23 protein-coding genes are annotated in these 24,345 nt (G+C 50.8%); 20 read left to right on the top strand and 3 right to left on the bottom strand.

From position 1 onward, the window contains the following. Window positions 1–135: 135 nt before the first annotated feature. Window positions 136–1,407, top strand: coding sequence for an HD domain-containing phosphohydrolase (locus tag I2B62_RS14340; protein WP_195269757.1), 1,272 nt, complete (start codon window positions 136–138; stop codon window positions 1,405–1,407). A 37-nt stretch (window positions 1,408–1,444) separates the two neighbouring features. On the opposite strand, the gene recQ is transcribed toward I2B62_RS14340, so the two are convergent. Further along, window positions 1,445–3,289 carry a DNA helicase RecQ gene (recQ, locus tag I2B62_RS14345; RefSeq protein ID WP_195269758.1) on the bottom strand — a complete coding sequence of 615 codons (1,845 nt, stop codon included), beginning with the start codon at window positions 3,287–3,289 and terminating at the stop codon, window positions 1,445–1,447. A 114-nt stretch (window positions 3,290–3,403) separates the two neighbouring features. Between recQ and I2B62_RS14350 the strand changes: the two genes are divergently transcribed. Further along, window positions 3,404–4,390, top strand: coding sequence for a D-isomer specific 2-hydroxyacid dehydrogenase family protein (locus I2B62_RS14350; RefSeq protein ID WP_195269759.1), 987 nt, complete (start codon window positions 3,404–3,406; stop codon window positions 4,388–4,390). A 61-nt stretch (window positions 4,391–4,451) separates the two neighbouring features. Here I2B62_RS14350 and I2B62_RS14355 read toward each other — a convergent pair whose 3' ends face one another. Further along, window positions 4,452–4,625, bottom strand: coding sequence for a hypothetical protein (locus I2B62_RS14355; protein WP_195269760.1), 174 nt, complete (start codon window positions 4,623–4,625; stop codon window positions 4,452–4,454). Here I2B62_RS14355 and I2B62_RS20695 point away from each other — a divergent pair. From I2B62_RS20695 to I2B62_RS14400, 10 genes are all read left to right on the top strand, one after another. Continuing rightward, a complete protein-coding gene (locus I2B62_RS20695) occupies window positions 4,624–4,749 on the top strand; it encodes a hypothetical protein (RefSeq protein WP_279354799.1) in 126 nt (41 codons plus the stop codon). The two genes, I2B62_RS14355 and I2B62_RS20695, sit on opposite strands and share 2 nt — an antisense overlap. 210 nt (window positions 4,750–4,959) lie before the next feature. Then, window positions 4,960–6,363 (top strand): aspartate ammonia-lyase, encoded by a 1,404-nt coding sequence (locus I2B62_RS14360; protein WP_195269761.1) that lies wholly within the window; start codon window positions 4,960–4,962, stop codon window positions 6,361–6,363. A gap of 217 nt (window positions 6,364–6,580) precedes the next feature. Continuing rightward, window positions 6,581–8,542, top strand: a complete 1,962-nt coding sequence (locus I2B62_RS14365; protein WP_195269762.1) for a TetM/TetW/TetO/TetS family tetracycline resistance ribosomal protection protein — start codon at window positions 6,581–6,583, stop codon at window positions 8,540–8,542. A gap of 13 nt (window positions 8,543–8,555) precedes the next feature. Then, a complete protein-coding gene (locus tag I2B62_RS14370) occupies window positions 8,556–9,242 on the top strand; it encodes a response regulator transcription factor (protein ID WP_195269763.1) in 687 nt (228 codons plus the stop codon). Window positions 9,243–9,327: 85 nt separating this feature from the next. Then, window positions 9,328–10,251: an ABC transporter ATP-binding protein gene (locus I2B62_RS14375; protein WP_195269764.1), complete on the top strand. Its 924-nt coding sequence runs from the start codon at window positions 9,328–9,330 to the stop codon at window positions 10,249–10,251. After that, window positions 10,244–10,966, top strand: a complete 723-nt coding sequence (locus I2B62_RS14380; RefSeq protein ID WP_195269765.1) for an ABC transporter permease — start codon at window positions 10,244–10,246, stop codon at window positions 10,964–10,966. Before I2B62_RS14375 ends, I2B62_RS14380 begins: the two co-directional genes overlap by 8 nt. A 9-nt stretch (window positions 10,967–10,975) precedes the next feature. Then, entirely contained in the window at window positions 10,976–11,725 is a 750-nt protein-coding gene (locus tag I2B62_RS14385; RefSeq protein ID WP_195269766.1) for an ABC transporter permease subunit, read from the top strand. Window positions 11,726–11,738: 13 nt separating this feature from the next. Next, complete coding sequence (locus tag I2B62_RS14390; protein WP_195269767.1) at window positions 11,739–12,488, top strand: ABC transporter permease; 750 nt, start codon at window positions 11,739–11,741, stop codon at window positions 12,486–12,488. 9 nt (window positions 12,489–12,497) lie between these two features. After that, entirely contained in the window at window positions 12,498–13,247 is a 750-nt protein-coding gene (locus I2B62_RS14395; RefSeq protein ID WP_195269768.1) for a hypothetical protein, read from the top strand. A gap of 24 nt (window positions 13,248–13,271) precedes the next feature. After that, window positions 13,272–14,183, top strand: a complete 912-nt coding sequence (locus I2B62_RS14400) for a HAMP domain-containing sensor histidine kinase (RefSeq protein ID WP_195269769.1) — start codon at window positions 13,272–13,274, stop codon at window positions 14,181–14,183. 25 nt (window positions 14,184–14,208) lie between these two features. Here the strand turns inward: I2B62_RS14400 and I2B62_RS14405 are convergent, their stop codons facing one another. After that, entirely contained in the window at window positions 14,209–14,865 is a 657-nt protein-coding gene (locus I2B62_RS14405) for a GntR family transcriptional regulator (RefSeq protein WP_195269770.1), read from the bottom strand. A 176-nt stretch (window positions 14,866–15,041) separates the two neighbouring features. Here I2B62_RS14405 and I2B62_RS14410 point away from each other — a divergent pair, with 176 nt between their 5' ends. The 8 genes from I2B62_RS14410 to I2B62_RS14445 all read left to right on the top strand — a co-directional run bounded on the left by I2B62_RS14410 (window position 15,042) and on the right by I2B62_RS14445 (window position 24,280). Continuing rightward, entirely contained in the window at window positions 15,042–15,899 is an 858-nt protein-coding gene (locus I2B62_RS14410; protein WP_195269771.1) for a metallophosphoesterase, read from the top strand. Window positions 15,900–15,925: 26 nt separating this feature from the next. Then, window positions 15,926–17,269 (top strand): ABC transporter substrate-binding protein, encoded by a 1,344-nt coding sequence (locus I2B62_RS14415; protein WP_195269772.1) that lies wholly within the window; start codon window positions 15,926–15,928, stop codon window positions 17,267–17,269. Between the two features lie 18 nt (window positions 17,270–17,287). Then, window positions 17,288–18,262: a sugar ABC transporter permease gene (locus tag I2B62_RS14420; protein ID WP_195269773.1), complete on the top strand. Its 975-nt coding sequence runs from the start codon at window positions 17,288–17,290 to the stop codon at window positions 18,260–18,262. A 9-nt stretch (window positions 18,263–18,271) separates the two neighbouring features. Next, window positions 18,272–19,105 (top strand): carbohydrate ABC transporter permease, encoded by an 834-nt coding sequence (locus I2B62_RS14425; RefSeq protein WP_195269774.1) that lies wholly within the window; start codon window positions 18,272–18,274, stop codon window positions 19,103–19,105. 2 nt (window positions 19,106–19,107) lie between these two features. Next, a complete protein-coding gene (locus I2B62_RS14430; protein ID WP_195269775.1) occupies window positions 19,108–19,851 on the top strand; it encodes a tyrosine-protein phosphatase in 744 nt (247 codons plus the stop codon). Between the two features lie 3 nt (window positions 19,852–19,854). After that, entirely contained in the window at window positions 19,855–20,889 is a 1,035-nt protein-coding gene (locus I2B62_RS14435; protein WP_195269776.1) for an ABC transporter ATP-binding protein, read from the top strand. Between the two features lie 188 nt (window positions 20,890–21,077). Further along, a complete protein-coding gene (locus I2B62_RS14440) occupies window positions 21,078–22,676 on the top strand; it encodes a ClC family H(+)/Cl(-) exchange transporter (RefSeq protein ID WP_347707825.1) in 1,599 nt (532 codons plus the stop codon). Between the two features lie 74 nt (window positions 22,677–22,750). Next, entirely contained in the window at window positions 22,751–24,280 is a 1,530-nt protein-coding gene (locus I2B62_RS14445; protein ID WP_195269777.1) for an aryl-sulfate sulfotransferase, read from the top strand. Window positions 24,281–24,345 lie beyond the last annotated feature (65 nt).

Consider the following 24,345-nt stretch of genomic DNA (forward strand, 5'->3'; position numbering starts at 1 on the left):
ATGCATTATAGCACCCTCGGGATATTGCCACAATGAAATCCCTCCGGGAAGCTCCGGCTTTCAGCTTTGTTTCAGCATTGAAAAGAAAAAGCTTTTATGCGATAATGAACCATAAACTTTGCGAGGGGAAAAGGAATGAAAAAAATTGGGAAGACAGAGATTATCCGGGGCGGGGACGCGGTTCAGATCGTGAGAAAAACCCTCGGTCTGGTGGATGAGCGCCTTGTAAATCACGGAGAGCGGGTCGGCTACATGCTGTACCAGATGCTCAGGGACAGTGAACGCTACAGTGAGGAGGAAGCGCTTGAAATCTTTAACCTTGGCGTTTTTCATGATATCGGTGCGTACAAAACCGACGAGATTGACAAAATGGTCAAGTTTGAGGCAGACAATGTCTGGGAGCATTCAATTTACGGCTATCTTTTTTTAAAGTACCTGTCGCCTTTAAAGGAACCGGCGGAGGCGATCCTGTTTCATCACCTGAATTATGACCATTATGATAAGGTTGACAGCGCCTTTAAGGACATCGCCCTGATGATCAAGCTGACAGACCGGGTGGATATCAGCATGCAGGGCCGGGGCGGAGTTTTTGATCTGGAAGAAATTACCGAAGGCGCCGGCAGCCGGTTTGATCCGGCACATGTGGAGATGTTTTTAAAAGCCAACGCGAAATACCACATCATTGATCAGATAAACAGCGGCGGCTATGAGCGGGAAATCACGGAGATTCAGAGCAGGCTGGTGCTGTCGCCAGAGGACATCGACCTTTATCTTCAGATGCTGGCCTATTCCATTGACTTCAGGAGTGAGTACACGGTTACGCACACGGTGACCACGGTGGGAATCAGCGTTGAAATCGCGAATCTTCTGGGCTACACGCCCGAGGAAAAGGTGAGGGTCTATTACGGTGCGCTGCTCCACGATGTGGGTAAGATCGCCATTCCCCTTGAAATACTGGAATATCCCGGAAAGCTGAGCCCACAGGCCATGAAGATCATGAAAACTCATGTGCAGATTTCGGAGGATATTCTCAGAGGCGCTGTGGCCGACGATATCTGCGAGATCGCAGTGCGGCACCATGAAAAGCTGGACGGCTCCGGTTACCACAGAGGATTAAAGGAAGCCGACCTGAGTGAGAACCAGAAAATCGTAGCCATTGCCGATGTGCTCAGCGCGCTGCGGCAGCGCAGAAGCTACAAGGAGGCATTCCCAAAGGAAAAAATCATTGGGGTGCTGGAGGAACAGAGCGAAAAGGGAAAGCTCTGTCCGGCAATCTGTAATCTGGTGATCGACCGCTACGATACGGTGATGGCAAACGCGGACAGCAGCTGCGAGGCTTTTTTGAGCGTGTATGACAATCTGATGCTTGAATATGAGCGTATCTACAATCTGGTCAGTAAGATATGAAAAAAGCAGGGGGCTGCGCGGTACAGCCTCCTGCTTTTTATTGTGTCTGTTCCTCAAGCCAGTCCTGGATTTCATTGAGGAAGGCCTCGCCATAGCGCTCGAGCTTAGCTTTGCCCACGCCGGAAACCTCAAGAAATTCGCTGTTGCTTCGCGGCAGGCGGCGGCACATGTCGGTGAGAGCAGCGTTTGAAAAGACCACATAGGCCGGAACGTTCTGTTCGGCGGCAAGCTGACCGCGCAGACTGCGCAGGCGCTCGAAAAGTCCGGGATTTTCCAGCGTCTCGGCAGCGGCATTCGTTTTGCCTCTGGCCGTTTTGGGAGCAGGTTCTTTTTCTTTTGGCAGCTTCATTTCAATGCGCTCGCCGCCGAAGAGCACATCGCGGGCCCGGGGGCCAAAGCGCATGACCGGGTATTCGTCATCGGTGATGTGGATAAAGCCCTCAAGCGCCAGGTAATGGATGATATCCCGGATACGTTTTTCGCTGACATCCGCCATGATGCTATAGGTTGAGAGCTTATCAAAGCCGAGACTGAGGATGCGCTGGTTTTTACTGCCGCGCAGGGTATCCGCCACCACCTTAATGCCAAAGCGCTGCCCGGTGCGCTTGATGCAGGACAGAATCTTCTGGGCCTCAATGGTGATGTCCAGGATTTCAAACTGGGTCTGGCAGTTTCCGCAGTGGTCGCAGCAGACTGGAGCCTCTTCGCCAAAGTATTTCAGCATATAGCCTCTTAGGCAGTCGTTGGTATGGCAGTAGAAGGTCATGTCCTTCAGCCGCTGGCGGTCACGCTGCTTTAAAAGCGCGTCGGTTTCGGGATCGCCGCTTTCCCGGCCAGCGTTCTCGATAAAAAACTGCTGAGTCCGCACATCCTGTCCGCTGTACAGCAGGATACAGTCCGCGGCTTCGCCGTCACGGCCAGCCCGCCCGGCTTCCTGATAATAGCTTTCCATATCGCCAGGCATGTTGTAATGCACCACAAAGGAGACGTTGGACTTGTCAATGCCCATACCAAAGGCGTTTGTGGCGACTACAATGGGCTTTTCATCATAGATGAACAGATCCTGATTTTTCTTCCGCACCGCGTCGGGCAGGCCTGCGTGATAGCAGACTGCGGGATAACCTGCAGCGCAGATTTTATCGCAGACTTCCTCGACGCTTTTGCGGGTGGCGCAGTAGATGATGCCGCTTTTATCCCGGTGGTCAGCCAGAACAGCCAGGAGGGTGTCCAGCTTTTTAGCAGGCTTTTGAACCTCAAAGTAGAGGTTTTTCCGGTCAAAGCCTGTCACCAGCACCTCGGGTTCTTTCAAATCCAGAAGGTCCACAATATCGCGGCGCACCTGCTCGGTGGCGGTGGCAGTAAAGGCAGAGAGAATGGGACGGTGGTCCAGACTTTTGACAAAACGGTCAATTTGAAGGTAAGAGGGACGGAAATCCTGACCCCACTGAGATACGCAGTGGGCTTCATCCACTGTGAGCATGGCAATATCCTGCTCGCGGATAAAGCTGAGAAAGCCCTCGGCCAAAAGGCGCTCCGGAGCAATGTAGAGAATTTTACACAGGCCCTGGCGGATATCTGAGAGCACCTCCCGGTATTCAGCGCTGCTCAGTGAGCTGTTGATAAAGGCGGCGGGAACACCGGACTGGGTAAGGGCCCCGACCTGGTCTTTCATGAGGGAAATCAGGGGAGAGACCACCAGTGTCATACCGTCCATCAGCAGGGCAGGCACCTGAAAGCAGATGGATTTTCCTGCGCCTGTCGGCATGACGCCCACCGCATCCCGCCCGGACAGGATCGTGTCGATGAGAAATTCCTGTCCTTCCCGGAAGGTGTCGTAGCCAAAGTATTGTTTTAAAACGGTCTGTTTACTGCTGTGATCCATAAAGTTACCTCCAAACAAAAGTGGTTTTATTATACCACAACCCCAAATTTTATTCCGCAATTTGATTTTGGGTATATCATTATTAAAAAGAAATTTTGTAGCGAGGAGAAAAATATGCTGAAAATTGCTGCCTTTGAAGTACGAAAGGACGAGATCGAGGATTTTAAGAAAGCTGCTGAAAAATATGGCGTAGAGCTGGTTTTTACAAGCAGGCCGTTGAATGTGGAGACCTTTGATTTTGCCGAGGGCTGCACCGCCGTGACAAGCCTTGGACACAGCCGCATCGACCGTGTGATTTTAAATCTTATGCGGGACGCGGGAATTCGGTTTTACTGTACCCGCACCGTGGGCTACAATCACATTAATCTGGAATACGCCAGGGAGCTGGGCATCCGAATCTGTAATGTCAGCTACCCGCCGACCGGCGTTGCCGAGTATACCGTCATGCTGATGCTCATGTCCTTAAGAAAGTATAAGCAGGCCATGTTCCGGGGGAATGTCAATGATTATTCGCTGGATGGGCTGGAGGGACGCGAGCTCAAAAACATGACCGTGGGTGTTGTGGGAACCGGACGCATCGGCCGGACAGTCATCGAGATTCTGCAGGGCTTCGGCTGCCGGATTCTCGCTTACGACGCTTATCCAAACGGCTCTGTGGCCGATATGGCAAAATATGTGGAGCTGGATACCCTATACGCTGAAAGCGACGTGATCACTCTGCACACGCCACTGCTGGAAACCACCTATCATATGATCAACCGGGAAAGCATTGCGAAAATGAAGGACGGCGTGGTGCTCATCAACTGCGCCAGAGGATCCCTGATGGATGTGGGAGATGTGATTGACGGTATCGAAAAAAGAAAATTTGGCGCGCTGGGTCTGGATGTCATTGAGCATGAGGATGGCATCTATCATGTCAATCATACCGTTGATATTATCAGCAATCGCGATATGGCCTATATCCGCCAGTTTCCGCATGTTACCATGACCCAGCACATGGCCTTTTATACTGAGGAGGCTGTCCGCAGCATGGTCTGCGGTGCGGTGAAAAACCTGAAGGATCTGAATAAAACCGGAAGCAGTCCCTTTGAACTGTTTTAGCGGAAAAAGCCCCGCGGCGTTTAAGAAGCTTCTTAAACGCCGCGGGGCTTTTGGTTTTGGTTTATCGGTTCAGAAATTTAACCTTAAAATAATTCATGTGCTTCAGCTGTTCCGGCAGGATAAAGTAGCCAGAGCAGTAATTCACGATTAAGGCCTGCTCCATCCCAAGATTTGTGGTGGCGACGATTATGCTTCTTTTCTTCGGCAGCTGGATTTTAATAAAAGACCGCAGCATGTTTAAAGTCAGCTGGAAGGTGATTATTCTCATGCTTATGGAGCGTATTATTAAAGGGATAAAGCTGACAAAGGTTAAGATTATTGCCTGTAGTATCGCTGTGGCTGGTGTTGCAGATTTTTAATCTGGGACCTCCAGCCTGGATATAATCTTCAAAACTGTCCTCGAAATAGAGACAATCGCCAATCATTGAAAGATAAATGTAACAAATCGGTTTCAACCTTGTAAAACAGTTATTTTTTAGGTAAAACTTTATTAGGGCACATTGATTTTTAGGATGTGCGGCGTTATGATGTGTCCATAAAGTAAATACATTTTTTGTAGAGGGGTTAAAATGCAGGAAAGAATTGAACACGATTCGATTGGAGCGCTTCCAGTTCCAGTCGACGCCTATTACGGTGTACAGACCTTAAGGGCAAAACAGAATTTTTACATTACCGGAAAGCAGCTCCATCCGGACCTGATCGTCAGCCTGGTACAGGTTAAAAAAGCTGCGGCCATGACGAATTATGAAACCGGTGAGTTAGATAAAGAAATCGCTGACGCCATCATCGCGGCGTGTAATGACGTGATTTCAGGAAAATACCATGATCAGTTCATCGTCGATCCCATTCAGGGAGGCGCGGGAACCTCCTCCAATATGAACGCCAACGAGGTAGTGGCAAACATCGCCATTGAAAAGCTTGGCGGCACAAAGGGAGATTACAGCATTGTCCACCCCAATGACCATGTGAATATGTCGCAGTCCACCAATGACGTGTACCCGACCGCGGGCAAGATTACGGGACTCAAGCTCACCCAGAAGCTGCTGTTCCAGATGGAACGTCTGGGAGAAGCCTTAAAGCAGAAATCCATTGAGTTTGATGATATTATAAAGGTTGGGCGCACCCAGCTTCAGGATGCGGTTCCCATGCGTTTGGGCCAGGCCTTTAATGCATACCGTTCCGCCATTGACCGAGATACCCTGCGGCTGAAAAAGACCCAGAATGAGCTCTGTATTGTCAATATGGGCGGCACTGCCATCGGTACGGCCATCAACGCCAATCCGGAATATCTAAAGCGGATTCCCGTGAACCTGAAAAAGACGACAAGCTTCAACATGGTGCTGGCAGAGGATTTGATTGACGCGACCCAGAACCTCGACGCCTTTGTTTCGGTTTCCGGCGCGCTGAAGGCAGCGGCGGTTACCCTGTCTAAAATGGCCAATGATTTCCGGCTGCTGTCCAGCGGCCCTAAAACCGGTTTTGCGGAGATCAACCTGCCGGCTAAGCAGAACGGCTCGTCCATTATGCCGGGCAAGATCAATCCGGTTATACCAGAGGTGGTTTCACAGGTGGCCTTTAACGTTATCGGCAATGACCTGACCATTACCATGGCGGCCGAAGCCGGACAGCTTGAGCTCAACGCCTTTGAGCCTGTGCTGTTCTATAACCTTTTTGAATCCATCGAGACCCTGACCAATGGCATTGCCACTTTTATCGACAACTGTATTACCGGCATTACCGCCAACGAGGACCGGTGTGAGGAGCTGCTTGAGCACAGCATCGTCACAGTTACGGCCCTTTGCCCGTATATCGGTTATAAGGAAGCCTCAGACATTGCCAAGGAATCGATCTTAAGCGGCAAGCTGGTTTCTCAGATTGTCAGGGAAAGGGGCCTGCTGAGCCAGGAAGAGCTGGAAACAATCCTTGACCCGACACTGATGACTGAGCCCATGGAGGAACAGCAGATATCATAAAAAAGAAAAATACTGGCGCAGTTTGGAACAGCCTCTCTCATATGCAATTACCAGCCGCGATAAAGCCTGCGTGATTGCATCGAGAGCGCCACTCGATTAAGACGCCGTCAACCTATAAATTTCATTAAGCTGCCTTCGGGCAGCTTTTTTAGTTTGTGCGTCCAAAGTCCCAGTGATATAATAGACCCACACTAAAGCAGATTTTACAGGAGATTTTATGAAGCTTGTACTAGGAATTCTGGCCCATGTAGACGCCGGAAAAACGACCTTTTCGGAACAGCTGCTGTACCACACCCGGGCCATCAGGAAGCCTGGCCGCGTGGACCACCAGGACGCCTTTATGGACCATCATCCCATCGAACGTGAGCGGGGCATTACCATATTTTCGGATCAGGCAGTCTTTGAAATCGGGGAAGATACCTTTTATCTGGTGGATACCCCGGGGCATGTGGATTTTTCATCGGAAACCGAGCGCTCAATCCAGGTGATGGACGCGGCTGTGATTGTGGTATCCGGCGTGGAGGGAGTTCAGAGCCACACCGAAACGCTGTGGAAACTCCTGAGGCGCTATGGGGTGCCCACGCTGGTTTTTATCAATAAAACAGACCGGGAAGGTGCGGATGTGCCCGGAGTCATGAAAGCACTGGAAAGAAAATGCAGTTCGGACTGTCTGTTGTTTACCGGGCACTACGAGGAGGGCCTCATGGAGACCGCTCTGGCAGAGGCAGTAGCGGAAAGAGATGAAGCCCTGCTTGAGGTTTATCTGGATGAGGGATACCAGCCCGAAGTCTGGCAGAAAGCCCTGCGCCGGCTGTTTAAAGAGACAGAAATCTTTCCGGTTTTTGTTGGTTCTGCCTTAAACGATACGGGAATTGAGCCCTTTATCAAAGCGATGACAGAGCTGCTCCATAATGAAGAAAACCCGGAAGAGCAGCCCTTCAGCGGGCAGGTGTATAAGATACTTCATGACAGTGCGGGCAGTAGGCTGAGCTTTGTTAAGGTGACAGCGGGCAGGCTGCGGGTCAAGGATGAAGTGGTGACCGGTGAGGACAGGGAAGGTAGACCTGTCCGGCAGAAAATCAACGAAATCCGGATTTATAGCGGCGGACGGTACATCACGGTGCCAGAAGCGTCACCCGGCGATCTCTGTGCGGTAACAGGGCTCAGCGGCACCCGTCCTGGCGATGGCATAGGTGAAAACCGGTACCATGCCGACTACGCCACTGTGCCGCTGCTGACAGCGAGGGTCATCTATGATGAAGGCCTGAATGTAAGAACCGTGCTTGAGGCCTTTAAGGAGCTGGAGGACGAGGACCCCATGCTGGAGGTGCTCTGGAGTGAAAGCCTTCAGGAAATACATATCCACATTATGGGCGCGATTCAGCTGGAGGTGCTCGAGGAGATTGTGAGAGAACGCTTTGGACTGGCGGTCCGTTTTGGTGACTGTGAGATTCTCTACAAGGAGACCATCGCGGCTCCGGTGACTGGCTACGGTCATTTTGAGCCCCTTCGGCATTACGCAGAGGTACATTTGAGGCTGGAGCCCGCCGCGCCGGGTGCAGGCATTATTTTTGACAGCGCATGCTCTGTGGATATTCTGGACGCCAATTATCAGAATCTGATAAAAACCCATGTGTTTGAACGCGAGCACAGGGGTGTGCTGACCGGATCGCCCATTACAGATATGCGTATCGTTGTGGTTAACGGGCGGGCCCATCTCAAGCATACCGAGGGCGGCGATTTCAGGCAGGCAGTTTACCGCGCGATCCGCCAGGGGCTGGAGCAGGCAGAGTCCATTTTGCTGGAGCCGGTTTACCGGTTTGAGATCGACGTTCCGTCAGAGGCCATGGGGCGCGTTATGTCGGATGTCCAGAAAATGGCCGGGCGTTTTGAAGCGCCCGAGCTATGGGGTGACCAGGCTGTGATTACCGGTTTCTGTCCGGTGGCATCCATGATGAATTACAGTCAGGAGCTCCTGTCCTTCACCAAAGGCCGGGGACTGCTCAGGGTATCCTTTTCCGGTTATGAGCCCTGCCATAATGCGGAGGCGGTCATCCTGCGCATCGGTTATGACAAAAAGCACGATGTGGAGAACACCTCGGATTCGGTTTTCTGTTCTCACGGCGCGGGTTTTAACGTTCCCTGGGATCAGGTAGAGGAATATATTCATTGTAAATAAAGGCGGTGTAAAAATGGAGCGAACGGAGATTTTAGTGGTCGAGGACGACCGGGAGATCAACAGCATGCTGTGTGAGATGCTGAGCGCAAAGGGCTACGCAGCAGAGGGAGTATTCACAGGTATGGAAGGGCTCGCCAGACTGAGAAGCGGAAGCTATGATCTGTTGATACTGGATTTGATGCTGCCCTATAAAAGCGGGGACGCAGTGCTGCAGGAGCTCAGGCACTTCTCTGATTTGCCGGCCATTGTCATCTCGGCCAAGGATACGGTACAGACCAAGCTTGATCTTTTCCACCTGGGGGCAGACGATTACCTGACCAAGCCCTTTGATCTGGACGAGGTACTGGTGCGGGTAGAGGCAGTTCTCAGGCGCTGTGGCAGCAGAAAAAGCCAGAGCGCGCCAGAGGTTCTGAGCGTCGGGAAGCTGACGCTGGATACAGAGTCAAAGACGGCCATCGTCCATGACCAGGAGCTGCCGCTGACCGCCAAGGAATACAGTATTCTGGAGCTTTTGATGCGCTATCCCCACAAGGTTTTTTCAAAGGCCAACCTTTTTGAGAGTGTCTGGAATGAGGAGTATGCCTGCGAGGACAATACCCTGAATGTGCACATGAGCAATCTCAGAAATAAACTGAAAGCCGCTGACCCGGAAACAGAGTATATCAAAACGGTCTGGGGCATGGGGTACCGGATGAACTGATTTAAGGTTTTCTTTAGAAATGGGTTAAGAACTTCTTTAAACCTGCGGCGTAGAATGAGGACATCAAGGAAAAGGAGTGATACCGATGGATGAAATTGTATTAAAAGCGACAGATTTGTGTAAAAGCTATGGGAGCTTTAAAGCCCTTGACCATTTGAGCCTGACCATTGAGAAAGGGAAAACCTACGGATTAATCGGCCAGAACGGCGCGGGAAAGACAACCTTTATCCGGCAGGTGTGCGGGCTTTCCTATCCTTCTGCTGGAGAGCTGTCCCTCTTTGGAAAACGTGAAGAAAAAGGACTGCGGGAAGGGAGAAAGCGTATGGGCTGTCTGGTGGAAACACCAGCGCTGTACCAGGGGATGACGGCCAGGCAGAACATGGAGGCCCAGCGCATACTGCGGGGAATTCCGGACAAGCGGGTGGTGGAGAAAACCCTGGAGCTGGTGGGGCTTACGGATACCGGACGGAAAACCGTAAGGCATTTTTCGCTGGGGATGAAGCAGCGGCTCGGCATTGCCATGGCCCTCATCAGCGATCCGGAATTTCTGATTCTTGACGAGCCCATCAATGGGCTGGACCCTGTGGGGATTGTGGAGATTCGGGAGCTTTTAAAACGTCTGAATACAGAGCGCGGCACCACGCTGCTCATTTCAAGCCACATTCTCAGCGAGCTCTACCAGACAGTGGACCATTTCATTATTATCGACCAGGGGCATATTGTCGAAGCGCTGACACAGGAGGAGCTGGATGAGCGGTGCCGCCGGCACATTGCCATAGAGGTGGATGATACGGCCAGAGCCGCCGCGGTCATTGAGCAATCGCTGCACACCGATAATTATAAGGTTATGCCGGACGGGACGATCAAGCTTTACGACCATCTGGAGGAGGTACGCGCCGTATCGGCAGCCCTGTCGCAGGGCGGATTGCTTCTGACAGGCATCAGCGTCCGGGGAGACAGTCTGGAGGATTATTTCCTGCAGAGCATCGGGGGACGGAAAAATGGGTGATCTGCTTCGGCTGGAATGGTACAAGCTCTGGCGGGATAAAACCTTCTACGCCGTGCTGGCAGTGACGGTGTTTCTGGGAAGCTGCATCAGCTTTGACGGCTACAGCGTTACGGGAATGCAGGTTATGGGAGCGGCGCTCCATAACGCCAATTTATTGATTCTGCCGGTATGCGTGTTTCCCGGGCTGTTCATCGGACGTGAGTTTGGCGAGGGAACCATTTTTTATGGAATCGAGACAGGCCACAGCCGGCTTCAGGTCTTTTTAGCCAAGGCCGCGGTGTTTTTTATCGGCTGCGAAGTGCTGATGTTGGCTTTTCCGGTATTAAACGTTCTGTTTCACAGCCTGGCATTTGGTTTTGGTGGGCCTGTGTCCGCTGAGATTGTCCTGTATCTGATAAAGGCAGCCGGAATTGTTCTGGTGCTCAACGCGGCTTCGATGGCTTTTGGCCTGTTTTTAGGATTTTTATTCCGGGATGTCGCAAAGACCATTGGTATCGCGCTGTTTATTTTTGGGATTCTGACCTTTGTTTTAAATCTTTATGGGGCAAAGCTGAGCTTTTTGAATTACGTAATTCCCATGGCGGCGGAGCGGCTGCTCCTGTCTGAGATACTGCCGGCAGCGTCGCTGTGGCTGATTTCAGGAGCAGGCGCAGGCTGGATTGCGGTGTTGGGAGCCGGCGCGTTTTTCTGCTTTGCCAGACGGGCTTTACAGTAGAGGTGCGCCATGCTTAATCTGTTAAAAATGGAGTGGTACCGGCTCAGGAAATCCCGGTGGTTTTGGGGCTTGCTGGCAGGCAGCGCGGTTTTTGGCCTGTTTATGTGCTTTTCAGAAATGAACAGCCAATCGGTAAAAGCGGTAATGGCTGCGGGACAAAGCGGGGGAATGGTCATTGCCCAGATGATGACAGAAGCTTTTATTGTGGGCGGTCTCGTTTCTGTCTGTGCCGTTATTTACCTGGGAAGGAGCTTCACAGAAAAGACGGTTTGTCTGGCGGTGGAAGCAGGATACAGCCGCCGGGCAATATTTATGAGTAAAGCGGCTGCGTATTTTATCCTCATTTTAATGGATATGGCAGCCTATGTCCTTGCCGGCGGCCTTGTTGTGCTTTTGCGTGCGCTGGGCAGCGGACAGGCTCCGGCGGGGTTTGACAGCCTTTTCGGGACAGCGGTCATTTGCATTCTGGCCAGCTGTGCGGTTGACTGCGCGCCGCTCCTGTTTCTGGTGATTTTCAGGGATTCGGCTAAGACCACGCTGTTTGCAGTTCTTTCATTGCTGCTGCATATTTTTGTGGCATCTGCTGCTGGACTGCCTGAGCGTTTGCGCTGGGTGCTGCCGGTTAACCAACTGATTTCAGCAATGTCTTTTGACATGGGAAGTCCGGAATGGCTGACCGCGGCTGGCATCAATCTTGCTTTTCTGGCGGTGTTCCTGGGTCTGGGCTGCCTGGTTTTTTCAAAGCGTGAGCTGAAATAGAGGAGATGACAAGATGTTTGCTTTAATCAAAATGGAGTTTTATCAGCTTATCCGTAACAAACTGTTTTATCTGATGGCGGGAGTCAGTGTTGTTTTCGGCGCACTGATGTGCTCGGGGTACATAGGAGATACGAGTCCCTTTGGCACAGCGATGGCCGATGGATTATCTGTCTTTGGGGGAATGGTCTACGATTCTACCATGTGGCTCATTGTCACTGGGGCCATGAGTGCTCTGATGCTCGGACAGAGCGCCGGGGACAAAACGCTGGGGCTTGCCATAGCCGCGGGACACAGCCGCGCTTCGGTTTATTTCTGTAAAGCGCTGGTATTTTTGCTGACTGTCAATGTGGTAATGTTTCTTTACCCTTTCGCTGGACTCGTTGTCACCGGTCTGATGCATGGGTTCGACAAAGGCGTGGTTACAGAGCCCTTTGCCGGATATCTCCTCAGAGTCACGGGGATGGTATTTTTGGCAAACTGCGCGGTTTTCAGCGTTTCCATCCTGTTGATGGCCATCTTTCAGGATGCGGCCAAGACGACGGCCTGTGCGACGCTGATGATTATTTTGGAGGCCTTTGGAATGGTATTTTTCCTGTCAAGAAACCTGGCGCCGCTGTGGCTGCCGCCTTATATGGCCAGAGCAGCGGTGCTTACGCCTCTGGAAACATCTCAGGTTATCCTGATCTTGATGCTGTCACTGGGCTTTATGGCTTTGCTTTTGGGCGCAGGGTATTGCGTGTTCAGAAAGAGAGAGATAAAATAAGGTAATATAATGATTAACTTAATTAAAGTGGAGTTTTATCAGCTTTTGCACAATAAATTTTTTTATGTGGTAGTGCTGCTGATTTTGTCAGCGTCGTATCTAACATTGGGATTTTTTGAAAACCAGGTGGGCATTGCAGGAAATGATAAAATTGACGCATTAAGGGTTTTTAGCACAATACTATTAATGTCAGGTATCTGGAACATTGGAATCAGCAGTATTGGTGCTTTTTTCGCTGGACAGGATACAGACGGCCCTTCAGCGAAAACCGCCCTTACCGCCGGACATAGCCGATTAGGCATTTTTACAGCAAAAGTCGTTTCTTTTTTGATTTTTATGAATATTTTAATGTTCTTATTTCCAATATCAGGAATCTGTATTGAAATGATCAGAATGCCATTATATTTGGGCGTGCATTCAGATACCATTGGAATATATATAGGACGAATCGTTATATTAACGGTTTTAATCAACTGTGCAATTTTTAACTTTATTCTGGCTTTGAAATTTGTCTTTCAAAAATCTGGAATTACAGCAGTCGTTACTGCGTTGATACTATTTGGTCAGTATATTCTTGTTGCAGTGCTTTCGCAAAAGGGAATAACACTATTCTATTTACCTTTCACATTGCAGCAGTATTCAGTTTTGGTCAATGTAACTTTGGAAGAAATTCTGAAAATCCTGATGGTGGCTATTTTCTACAATTTGGTATTTCTCTGCATAGCCTATTGTTTCTTTTTTCACAGAGAGATAAAATAAAGAAAAAAAGAAAGCGTGAGGCCAATGTTGGGAATCATTGTGATTTTGACCATAGCGGTAGTGGTATTAACGGTTCGGACAGGGGTTATGCGGCGGGAGATAAGGAGCATAAGCCGCCAGCTGGAAGGTTTATCGGCCGGGCGGACTGAAAAGAAAATCAGTCTCACATTAGTGGATAACAGGTTAAATGAGCTGGCCGCTCAGATCAATGAGAATCTTGAGCTTCAGAAGCAGCTGCGCATTGACACGCGCAAAAACGAGCAGCGGCTTCGAGATTCCATCGCGGGTGTTTCCCATGACCTGAGGACCCCGCTGACAGCGATCATCGGCTATATTCAGATGCTTGAGCGCAGTGGCTTGAAGGGGGAACAGCAGGAGAAGGCAGCGGTGATTTTGAAAAAGGCCAATGCCATGCGGGAGCTGGTAGAAAGCTTTTTTGAGCTTTCCGTCATGGAATCAAACCAGACGAAATTCGCGGAGGAACCCGTTAATTTTACCAATATTGTCTCAGAAGCGGTGGTGGATTTTATTCCGAGATTTGAGGCGGCCGCCCTCAGACCGGATATCCGGCTCGGGCATAGAAGTCTGTATGTGGTGGGGGATGGTACAGCGCTTCGGCGTATTGTCCAGAATCTTTTGTCCAACGCGCTGAAATACACAGTGGGAAGCATGACCGTCACCCTTGAGGAAGAATATGGGACAGCCATTCTGACCGTCGCCAACGGAGTAAAACCAGATACCCCGCCCGACATGGAACGGCTGTTTGAGCGTTTTTACACAGCGGATGATTCCAGAAATGACGGGAGCACCGGACTGGGGCTTTATATTGTAAAATTATTGGCGGAAAAAATGCGGGGCACAGCGGACGCCTGCCTTGAGCAGAATATACTGTCGATTCGTGTTTCATTTCCGGAGGATCAAAAAAGACAGGCTTGAAGCAGACGCTCTCAAGCCTGTCTTTTTATATCTGCCCATAATAAAGAATCTGGTTTCTGGCGTAATCAAAGTATTCGTCCAGCAGTCTTTCTGTATCATCGTAGGCTTCATCAACGATGGACTGGGTGAGCAGATGGATAAAGCCGGCAGTGGTCTGGGTTTTCCTTTGAATGGCTGTGGGATGGGTCATTTTATTGTAGATGGACGTGCTGATCACGCGCTCCCAGGAGGTACGGTACACCACGGTCAGCTGGCTGTTGCCTGCGCTGGCGATAAAGCAGCTGTTGTATTGATGGGTTTTCTCAATATAAGACGCATACTGGCGTTCGTTGCGGAGTATCTGGGCTTCGTCGCCAAGGCGCTTCAGGGCGGGAATATCAAAGATGGTTTCGCCTTTTTTTACTTTTTTGACAGCGCAGTGTTCAAACAGGATCATCATTTCCAAAATATCGACCATTTCGTGGCTGGAGGTTTCCCGGATAGAGATTCCACGGTTTTTGTGATAGGTGATAAAGCCTTCATATTCCAGCTGCTTTAGGGCATAACGCACAGGCGTCCGGCTCATGCCGAGCCGCTGGGACAGGGAGGCCTCGGATAAGATATCGCCGGGGATCAGTTCGCCGCCCAGGATTTTTTCCTTGAGCTGCCTGTAGGCGTCTTCTTCTCTGTTTTGAATTTTCATATAAATTTTCTCCATTAACCGATTATTAACGTTAAATTAACGGGTTTGTGATATTTCATATCGAATACGAGTAGTATACTACAGGTGTCCGATACGGTAAGTTTGATATTATCATATAATAATTACGGTAGAAAAACAAGTATTCAAGTCAATAAATATTTAAAAAGGAGAAAATAATGAATACAATTACTTTTGCGCATCTATCCGATCTGCATATTCTCAAGGACTACAGTAACTCGATGTTTAAGGATATGGTGAGCAACATGGAAAAAAAGCCCTGTGAGGTTCTTGAGGGAATTTCTGCCTGGCTCAGAGAAAATGCCGGTAACCTGGATTTTGTTCTTCTGACCGGGGATCTGGTTCACGAGGGCGGTTCCGACGAATACCGCTACCTGAAAATGCTGCTGGATGAATATTTTGACGGGACACCGGTTTATCCGGTTCTGGGAAATCATGACCGGGTGGCGGCCTTTCATGAGGGCTATGAAAACAGCGCACCTGACACGTCACCGGTGTACTATGCAAAAGAAATTGACGGGCTTCAGCTTATCGTGCTGGATTCCAGTGTGGGCTGTGACGCTGCACATCATTCCGGACGCTTTGACGAAGCGCAGTTTGAATTCCTTGAAAGGGCACTGGAAAAGGAAATGCCCCGCGGACATATCATCGCTTTTCACCATCCGGCCTTTGACGAATGGGCGGATGAGCGGGTCAGCGCCTTTGGCGTGGAGGGCTCTGAACGGCTCGGCGAAATTATCAGAGGAAAAAATATCCTGGGACTGCTGAGCGGGCACACCCATGAAAATATCAATACCACGTTTTACGGCGTGCCGGCTTACACGGCTGAGAGCACGGCCTTCGGCGTGGCTGTCAACGAAAAGGGCATGTACATGACCCCGGCGGCGGGCTTTAACCTCTGCACGGTAACAGACCGGACCATGCGGGTCGAGACCCTGACTTATCCGCCGAATGACCGGCCTGTTACAGAGCCCATTCCTCTGGAAGCACTTGGACAGCTGATGAAAAACGCGTAAGCGGCATAATGAAAAGGAGTATTGAAATGAATAAATTTGTTAAAGGAATTTTAGGGGTTGTTTTATCCGCGGCGGTTGCGGGAACGACCCTGGCGGGCTGCGGCAGTACCGGAGCCGGAGGCAACGGGAGCGCCTCCGGCATCAATGCGTCGGCTGGAAACCTTGACCCCAATAATCCCACCGAGATCACCTTTTATTCCTACAGCCTGGGTTACCCAACCATGAAATCCGGCATGGAGCATCTGATCAGCAGCTTTAACGAAACGGTCGGTAAGGAAAAAGGGGTGGTCGTCAAAGGCGTTGTGGACAACAACATGAGCCAGAACAGCGCGGATATCGCTGCGGGCATGGAGGTGGATATTGTTCAGCACGCTTTTGGAATGCTGGACGCTTCCCGTCTGAACCTTGGCTTTAAATCCTACGAGGAGCTGTTTCCAGCGGATGAGCTGGCAGAGCATACGGGCCAGATGATCCCTAATGCGCTGGAGCTTGGAAAAATTGACGGACAGATGTACGGCCTGGCCTTTACCTTCAGCACTCCGATCCTCTATATCAATAAAGGCCTTTTTGAGCAGGCGGGGCTGGACACCACCAACCTTCCAAAAACCTGGGACGATGTCTACAAAGCAGCGGTACAGATCAAGGAAAAGACTGGTAAGGACGGCTTTGGCCTGGCGCCGGATAATGGCTGGATCAGCGAGGGCCTCATCTTCTCGAATGGCGGCGAGGTGCTGAGCAGTGATAAAACCGAGGCGAAGTTTGACAGCCCGGAGGCGGTTGAGGCTTATGAAATGTGGAATAAGCTCTACAGCAGCGGCGCGGCTGTAAAGGGCAGCGATAAGGATGTCATGGATGCTTTTATGGCCGGCAACGTCGCCATAAATCTCCAGTCCACCTCACTGCTCAGCGGTTACCAGAGCGCGGCAAAGGCCGGAGGCTGGGAGCTTTTGGGCGCGGAAATGCCGCAGTTTGGCGGTAAAGCCTCTGTTCCGGTCAACTCTGGAAGCTGTCTGGCGGTCCGTTCAGACGATCCCACCAAGTCCGCGGCCGAGTGGGAGTTTATCAAATACGCCACCGGCAAGGATGGGTATACGATCATCACCTCTGAAATCGGCTATCTGCCACTGCGAATGGACATTACCGAGGACCCGGCTTACCTTAAGGATTTTGTGGATGCCAACCCCATTGTCAAAACAAATCTGAAGCAGCTTGAAAGAATCAAGCCTGTGACCATCTGGCCCGGTACCGGAGCAAAGGAGGAATACCAGGTGTTCCTCGACGCGACCGTCAAGTCCATCACGGAGGGCAATGTTCAGTCTGTTCTGTCAGATGCGGCGAAGCAGATGAATGACCTCCTGAAAAACAATTAATGATCAGGTGATACACAGATGAAAAATTTTTTAAAGCTTCCGGCCCAGGTTTATACCCTGGCGCCGGATATTGAAAGGGCAGAAGAGCGGATCAGGCCGAGACCAAAATTCAGGTTTAACTATAAACCCTGGCTGTTTCTGCTGCCCGCCCTTGTGCTCATTGCCTTCTGGCTTTACAGGCCTCTGGCGGAAACGGTCTACTATGCTTTTCACAGCTGGGGCATGGTGCCGGGAACAGCGCCGCGGTTTGTAGGCCTGTCCAATTTTACCAAGCTGCTCACCAGCAAGGATTTTTTCACCTCCATTGGCAACACGGTGTTTTATATTGTGGGGCTGCTGCCCTTCTCGGTGATTATCCCGCTGTTCCTGGCGTCGGCCACCAATGATCTGCCATCAAAGGCCAAGAATTTTTACCGCGCCCTGTTTTTTATTCCCATGATTATGGCGCCGGTTGCCACAGCGACCATCTGGCGCTGGCTGTTGAACCCGAGCAGCGGACTCATCAATCAGATTATTGTGGGGCTGGGCATCAGCGGTACGAACATTTCCTTCTTTCTGACAGAAGGTGTGGCGCGCATGACGATTCTGCTCATTACAGGCTGGAAGATGATCGGCTTCAGCACCCTGATGTTTTCAGCGGCGCTGACAGGCATTAACCGGGATTACTTTGAGGCGGCCCGCCTCGACGGGGCCTCCAAGCTGCGCCAGTTTACGACCATCACCCTGCCGCTGATCTCACCCACTGTGATTTTTATGCTGATGATGAGCATTCTCTTTGCCAGCCAGTGGACCTTTGCCTATATCGACCTGCTGACCCAGGGAGGGCCTTATGGCACCACCACCAATATTTATTACGAGATGTACAAGTATGGTTTTTCTTCCCTGAACGTGGGCATGAGCTCAGCCTCTGCGGTGATTTTCTTTATTATTTTCGGGATCATTGCTCTAATGTTAAACCGGCTCTCGTCCAGATTTGTATTTTATGATAATTAGGAGGCCTGTATGAAAGCGACAACCATAAAAGCCGGCCGTAAGGCTTCGAGCGGAATAAAGCACGCGCTGCTGATCCTGCTCAGCTTTATCGCGGTATTTCCACTGTACTGGATGATTGTTTCCTCCTTTAAAAATGAGGCGGAGATTTTTGGCTCGGCTCTGCTGCCCACAGCGCCGACCCTCAATAATTATCTCTATGCGTTTGAGAGCATGCCCATCTGGCGGATGCTCGGGAACTCCATTGTCATGTCCGTTTTGATGACCGTTCTGCAGCTCTGCACCAGCCTGCTGGCTGCCTATGCGCTGACACGGTGGGACTTCAGGGGCAAAAAGCTGATCTATGGGCTTCTGAGCCTCTGCTGGCTCATACCTGTGCAGGCCATCATGATTCCGAATTATGTGACCATTGTCAATATGGGGCTTAAGGAAAACCTGCTGGGCATTGTGCTGCCCACCGCGGCCACCGCCTTTGCCATTCTCAATCTTTTTCAGGTTTTTGAAGCCTTTCCAAGGGCGCTCATCGACGCGGCCAGGATGGATGGCGACAGTGAGTGGGGGATTCTGACCCGCGTTATTCTGCCAAATATCAAAGCGTCGGTAGCCTCTCTGGGAATTTTACTGTTTATCAATTCCTGGAATGACTACATGTGGCCCATGCTCATTACCTCAAAGCTGGAAAACGCGCCGATACAGATCGGCCTGCGCACCTTTGTCAGCTCAGACACCAACATGTGGGGCGCCTTGATGGCCGCCACCACGATTTCATGTATTCCCATTCTGCTGCTCTACCTCTTTATGCAGCGGCAGATTGTTGACTCTTTTGTGAAATGGGGGATTAAATAAAGATGCTTAACTATAAAGAATATCAGATTGAACTGGACGGCTGCCACAACTTCCGGGATCTTGGCGGTTTTCCGGCAGCCGGGGACGCGACCTGCTATGAGGTGGCTTACCGTTCCGATGCGCTGGGAGAGCTGTCCAAAAGGGATATTGCCTGTATGAAGGATTTGGGAATATCCACAATTATTGACCTGAGAACACCAGAGGAAAGAAGCGCGGTGCCGGATGTGGTGGCCTCGGACGCGGATTTTGACTATATCACGCTGTCCCTCATGGATCAAAGCGCTGCCAGTCTGGAGGACATCACCCAGCTGCCAGCGCTGACGGATTTATACATCAGCCTGCTGGAAAACCAGTCCGCCGGATTTAAAAAAATCGGCCAGATTATTTTAGACGCACCAGGCGGCGTGGTATTCCACTGTACGGCGGGCAAAGACCGCACCGGAGTGACCGCAGCGTTATTGCTTGGCCTGGCCGGCGTGGAACGCCCGCTCATTGTGGACAGCTACGCCAAAAGCGCAGGGCTCATGCGGAAAAAATTCCGGCAGATGCAGCCTGCCAACCTGCCCAAAAGTGAAGCGATGGACCTGGTGGCAGCCCGGCTTCTGGGCTCAGAGCCTGAATATATGGAAACAACACTGAACTATCTGGAGCGCCGCTTTAAAAGTGCAGGACACTATTTTCAGGAAGCGGGTTTGTCGGCCGGTGAGACCGCCGATTTGAGAGAAAGGCTTGTGAAAGGAGCATAAAGTATGGGAAAAATAGCCATAGAACACCTCGTGAAGGATTTCAATAAAACCAAGGTTTTGAAGGATATCTCTCTGGAAATAGAGGACGGCTCCTTCACCATTCTGCTGGGGCCATCAGGCTGCGGGAAGTCAACGCTGCTCCGCATTATCGCGGGCCTTGAGACGCCTACCTCCGGCGGAGTTTTTATCGATGACAAAGATGTAACCAGCAGTGAGCCAAAGGATCGGGAGATCGCCATGGTTTTTCAGAATTATGCTCTTTATCCCCACATGAGCGTTTTTAAAAACGTGGAGTATGGGCTGAAGATTAAGAAAATCCCAAAGGAAGAACGCCGGAAGATGGTGGATGACGTGCTGAAAATGGTTGACCTGACCGACCAGGCGGAAAAGCTGCCTGCCCAGATGTCCGGCGGCCAGCGGCAGCGCGTGGCGCTGGCCCGGGCCATTGTCAAGGACCCGAGGGTTTTTCTCATGGATGAGCCGCTGTCCAATCTGGACGCCAAGCTCAGAACACAGATGCGCTTTGAGCTCATTGAAATGTATAAAAAGGTTAAGAACACCTTTTTATACGTCACCCACGACCAGGTAGAGGCAATGTCCATGGGGACGTATATCGTGGTCATGAACCAGGGTGAGATTATGCAGAAGGGAACCCCGAAAGAAATTTACACCAACCCGGCCAATCTTTTTGTGGCGCAGTTTATCGGTGCGCCGCCGGCCAATATCATCGACATGAATCATTTTTACCTTGGAGTGCGGCCGGAAAATATCAAAATCGGCAGTACCGGCCGGGAGGACGCCTTCCGCCTGCCGGCCTCTGTCCTGTCAAAGGAGGAGCTGGGCGGGGAGTCTATCTATCACCTGGAGACACGCTTCGGCAAGGTTAATGTCAAGACACCAACCTGCTGGAATGCCCTGCCGCCGCAGGTGGAGCTGGCCTTTGAGCGCAGCGACGCCATGCTGTTCGGCAAAGACGGCAGCCGCATGGGCGTGACCGGCGACGAGGTGCAGGTGCTTGAAAATATACTGGCGTCCTGATCAAAAAGCTTAACACACATTTCTTTTCCTTATTTTGAGAGGCTGTCCCGGTGCGCCGGCGGCAGCCTCTTATTTTTGTATTAAATTTTTTAAGAAAAACCATTTGTAAAAGGGGGAAAAAGGCCTCATTATTTGTATATTTTTTCAAATTATGGTAAACTTATAAAGATTTCTAAGGAAATTTAAAGGTGAGAGATGTGTTTAAGCCTGTTGAAAACAGCACGGAAAATTTAATAGCCCACACGCGTAATATGAAATACCTTCTGGCTCTGGAGGGGATATTTGTCGGCATGATCGCAGGAGGTATCGCGATTATCTACCGGCTGGCCTTAAACTTTTCAGAGCAGAATATGAGCTTTATTTTATCCTACGCGGGTGAACACCACTGGGCCATTGCGGCATGGTTTGCCGCCCTTATCGTTATGGCGGTAATTGTCGGGAGGATGGTCCGGTGGGAACCGATGATCTCGGGCAGCGGGATTCCCCAGGTAGAGGGGGAGCTTCAGGGATATTTTGAGGAGCCCTGGCTCAAGGTGATTGTCGGTAAGCTGATAGGAGGGATTCTCTGCATTATCGGCGGCTTATCGCTCGGGCGTGAGGGCCCGTCTGTGCAGCTTGGCGCCATGGGCGGCAAGGGCTTTTCGCGGATTTTCAAACGCCTTAACATTGAAGAACGCTATCTGATGACCTGCGGAGCAAGCGCAGGACTGGCCGCGGCCTTTAACGCGCCGCTGGCAGGTATCATGTTTGCTCTGGAGGAGGTCCATAAAAATTTTTCGGCAACGGTACTTTTTTCCGCAATGACGGCCTCTGTCACGGCGGACTTTGTTTCAAAATATGTTTTTGGTCTGGGCTCAGTATTCCAGTTCCAGGTGGATTCCTCGATTCCTCTGAAATACTATGGTTTTATCATTCTTTTGGGGATTATCCTGGGAGCGGGCGGCGCTTTTTACAATAAGGTGCTGGCAGGTACTCAGGATCTGTACGCCAAAATGACCTTTTTAAAGGCAGAGCTGCGGCCGGTTATCCCGTTTTTGATGGCTGGAGTTCTGGGCTTTACGCTGCCTCAGGTACTGGGCGGCGGACATATGATGATCGAGCTTCTGGTACCGGGGAATCTTCCCCTGACCATGATCCTGCTGCTGCTGGTGGTAAAGTTTATCTTTTCCATGTTCAGCTTTGGCTCCGGCGCACCGGGCGGTATCTTTTTTCCGCTTTTGGTTTTGGGGGCGTATATCGGCGGCTTTTATGGTATGGTCGTTGTCCGGGGTATAGGAATGGACCCGCAGCTTATCAACAATTTTATCATTCTGGCCATGGCCGGGTATTTTACCGCCATTGTCCGCGCACCTATTACAGGGATTGTATTGATTTCTGAAATGACGGGCTCCTTTACCCACCTGCTGTCGTTGTCGGTTGTCGCCATCACGGCGGAGATCACCGCGGCGGCGCTCAAATCGGAACCGGTCTATGAAATGCTGCTTGACCGCATTGTTGCCAGACGCGGCGAAGAGCCCGTACCGGAGACCAGCAACAAGACGCTGATCGCCGTCTCGGTGCATCACAGCTGCGGGCTGGTCGGGAAGCGCATCTGGGAAATCCAATGGCCGGAAAACTGTCTGCTGGTGGCTGTCCGCAGGGGTGAAAAAGAACTGATCCCCAAGGGAGACACCAAAATCAGGCCAAGCGACACCATTGTGGCGCTGGCAAATGAGACGGACTTAAACAGGATCAATACAGAGCTGCACGCTCTGTGTGAGGAAGCGCCTGCCGCCGGCAAAGGCTGATTTTACAGGCGGGTGTTATCCATATAAATATGACGTTGATATTATACTATCGGAAGTGATTGAGGAGGTAAACTATGAACAAATCAGCAAAGGTTCTCGCAGCGGCAGCGGGCCTGGCGCTTGTGCTTATCATTATGGTCAGCGTGGCTCTGGCGTATGCTGGGAGAGATATTACGCTGCTGCAGGACAGAATTGTCCACATCAGTGTGAATGGCTACGCGGTGGAAATTCCGCTGAATGAGGACGGGGCAACCTATGATATCCCCAGCCTGACAACGGAACATGAGAATGAGTTTATTCTGATGAATGATGCTGGAGCGTCCATTGAGGTCAACGAGGCCAAGCTCCAGACCAACAAGAAAGCAAAGGTAACCGTCAAGAAAATCGACAGCAACGAAGTGCTGGAAATGGTCGTGACCAACGGTAAGGATACCCGCACGATTTATTTAAGAACCCTTTCCAAGCAGCTGCCGGAAATGCTGGCCACCGGCCAGAGTCCCTATGAAGGCGACTTTTATGTGACTGATACCGAAAAAGCAGCCATGTATAAACTGGACCAGAACGGCAATGTTACCTGGTATGTTGCCCTGACGCCAGAGCAGGCGGATGGCAAGATTTTCACGGATTTCAGACAGCATAAGCTGGAAAACGGCGATATCCGTTACAGCTATCAGATTGTTGACCCGGACGTCAGCACCATGGGTCTGACCGATTACCTGCCGGGCACGCGTGTGGTTCTTGACGAAAAATACAAGGAAGTCAAGCGTGACGGCGCCCGTATCTCGCTGTTGAACCCCGATGAAACCAATCATGATAAAAAGGTTATGGGCGATCCGGTCGACGGGCATGATTTTGTGCTTTTAGGAGATAAAAACTGGATCACGGAATCCTACGTGGCAGAAACCGTGGATAATATCCCGGCAGAGCTCAACCCCAGCCCGCTCGGCTCAAAGGTAGTGGCAGCCGTGATTCAGGAAGTGAAGGACGGCAAGCCGGTATTCACCTGGAAATCCACCGATCATCCGGAGCTGTACGCGCTCAGCGAAAAGGGCAATGATTTTGCCAACAGTAATATCCAGCCCCAGGATTACCTGCATATCAATGCCATGATACTGGACCCGTCAGACAATAACCTGATCGTATCCTTTAAAAACGCCAGTACCATTGTGAAGATTGACCGCAGCACCGGAGATATTCTCTGGAAGCTCTCCGGTAAGGGCGACGAATTCGGCCTGGCCGACAATCAGAAAACCGCTGGTCAGAGCAGCCTATCCTTAACCGACGATGGTTATCTGGTCGTCTTTGACAATGGCCAGAGTACAGGAAAAACCAGAGTGCTCAAGTATAAGCTGGACGAGACCAACAAAAAGGTCATTGACTTTAAAGAATACAGCATGGACGGCTACACCTCCTCCGAATTTGGAAGCGCCCAGAAGGTTGACAACGAAAAGGATGCTTATATCATTGGATGGGGCGTCAACGGAGCGAACCAGCCGGTACTCACCGAGATGAATTTCACCGACAACAAAAAGCTTTTGGAAGTGGTGTTCCCGAACGGCGAGCATACCTTTAAGGTGCAGAAGTTTGATAAAGTAGAAAACTGATAAAAAAGCAGGCAAAGGCCTGCTTTTTTAATGCATGATTTTTTATCCAGACCCATTTTGAAAAG

Source organism: Eubacterium sp. 1001713B170207_170306_E7 (assembly GCF_015547515.1).
Classification (GTDB): Bacteria; Bacillota; Clostridia; order Eubacteriales; family Eubacteriaceae; genus Eubacterium.